The following is a 2,189-nucleotide window of genomic DNA, read 5'->3' on the forward strand; positions in this document are numbered from 1 at the left end:
GGGGCACCGCCTGCCGCGCCGCTGCCAGCCGGCTTTTGGCCCGAGTCGCTGCAGGCTGCAAGCGCCGCGGAAAGAAACAGGGAAAGTATCAGTTTGCGTCCGGTCATGGTGTCATCCAAGGCAAAGCGGCTGGCAATCGCCACGGCAGACGGAATATGCCGGGGCAGAAGTCGGGGGGAGATTAACCCGTCCTAAGCGGTCGGAACAAGGCTGGTCGAGAAGGGGATTTCGACCGGTGTTCTACCTTCGGGAAAGTGACGTAAATATAAAACCGTCACTTTGCAAGCGGATTTTGCAGCGCAGCATTCACAAGTCTGGCAAGCCCGTCACATCGGTCATGCAATTCCGCCTCGCCAGCCTTGGCCAAAAGGACCGGATGCAGCACGCTCGCAAAGGCCGCCGCCACGTGCTGGCTGATCGCCTGGGGGTCGGTACATTTGTAGGCGCCGCTTTCGACACCCTGCCGGATCAGATCGGCAAACAGGTTCTCGATCAGCCGCCGGTAATGCTGACCGCTCGGAAGATCGGCTTCCGACATCAGGAAGATCATCTCGAACAGAAAGGGATTGTCGCGGAGGTCCTGGAGATGCGCCTCCATCAATTTGCGCACGACGATTGCCAGCCGCTCGGGCGCCGGGGCCGGCTCGTCAAGCGTCTCGAACCGGCCGATCATGCGGCTGATATGCCGGTCGCAGATAGCGTCCGCCAGCGATGCCTTGGAATGGAAATGCTTGAAGATGTTGGCGGGCGACATGTGCAGCGCCTGGGCGACGTCGGCGATCGAACACTTGGCAATCCCCCGTTCACGGAAAAGCGTCTCCGCCGTGTTGAGGATATCTCCGCGGGTTTCTTCCGCCTTGCGTCTCGGTCTGCGCACTCTATCCTCTTCATAATGCCGGATCGATTTTCCGGCCCATTGTTCAACGCGCGGTAAAATAGGGCGCCAGGTTCTGGCGGATACGGTCGAGCACGGTCGCGCCGCTGGTATCGGGCACAAAGGTCTCGCCGGTGATCGTCTCGTATGCCGTGCGGTAGACCTTGGCGGTCTCCTCGACGAGCTCGGCCGGGATCGCGGGGATCTCATCCTTATAAGGGTCGCAACGTTCGACCACCCAGGCGCGGATGAAATCCTTGTCAAAACTCTTCGGCCGCGTGCCGTTGCGGAAGGCCTCACTATAACTGTCGGCGATCCAGTAGCGGCTGCTGTCCGGCGTATGGATCTCGTCGGCAAGGATGATGGTGCCCTCGGCATCGGTGCCGAACTCGTATTTGGTATCGACGAGAATCAGGCCGCGTTCCGCCGCCAGTTGCTGGCCGCGCGCAAAAAGTGCCAGCGCATAACGGGAGAGGGTCGCCCATTGTTCGGCGGTCAGAAGTCCCTGCTCGACGATCTCGCTGGGCGTCAGGGGTTCGTCGTGGCCGCCATCGAAGGCCTTGCTGGTCGGCGTGATGACCGGGGCGGGCAGGATTTGATTGTCCTTGAGGCCGTCCGGAAGATCCAGCCCGTACATGGTCCGCTCTCCCTTCTTATAGAGGGTGAGCAGCGACGTGCCGGTGGTGCCGGCGAGATAACCGCGCACGACGATCTCGACGGGCAGGATGTCGAGCCGCTTGCCGACTACCACATTCGGATCCGGATAGGCGATCACATGGTTGGGGCAGATGTCCTTTGTCGCCTCGAACCAGTAACGCGCGGTCTGGGTCAGGACATGCCCCTTGTCGGGGATTGCGGTCAGGATGCGATCGAAAGCGCTGAGGCGATCGGTTGCGATGATGATGCGGCTGCCGTCCGGCAGATCGTAGTTCTCGCGTACCTTGCCGCGATAGGGGTTCGGCAATTCGGGAATGAAGGCATCGGAGAGAACGCGCACGGGGACCACTTTCCAGAGAGTTTCGGGGGCATTCTGCTATCGCATGTTTTGCCGCAGCGGCACAAGAATGGAAGGAATGGCGGTTTTCACGAGTATCTCGGTTCCACGGTCGATGAAGAGCTCCTTATAGAGAGTGGTTAACGATTATTAACGCCCCGGGATTCCCAGAAATCCACGATTATCCTGTGAAAACAACTATTTATACGATTTCTCAAGATTTCTGAATCAATGCTGTTGACTTCAAAGTGTGGTGGGATCTATAACCCGCTCACTGAACGAGGGCGGCGGCGCTGCTGGCGACGACGACTTTCGTTCTAC

2 protein-coding genes are annotated in these 2,189 nt (G+C 59.4%); both read right to left on the bottom strand.

The window, feature by feature from the left end; genetic code table 11:
* Positions 1-274: 274 nt before the first annotated feature.
* Positions 275-877, bottom strand: coding sequence for a TetR family transcriptional regulator (locus MOV61_RS29550; protein WP_247039040.1), 603 nt, complete (start codon positions 875-877; stop codon positions 275-277).
* Positions 878-920: 43 nt separating this feature from the next.
* Positions 921-1,871, bottom strand: coding sequence for a phosphoribosylaminoimidazolesuccinocarboxamide synthase (locus tag MOV61_RS29555; protein WP_247039042.1), 951 nt, complete (start codon positions 1,869-1,871; stop codon positions 921-923).
* Positions 1,872-2,189 lie beyond the last annotated feature (318 nt).

This window comes from Neorhizobium sp. BETTINA12A (assembly GCF_023006485.1).
Classification (GTDB): Bacteria; Pseudomonadota; Alphaproteobacteria; order Rhizobiales; family Rhizobiaceae; genus Neorhizobium.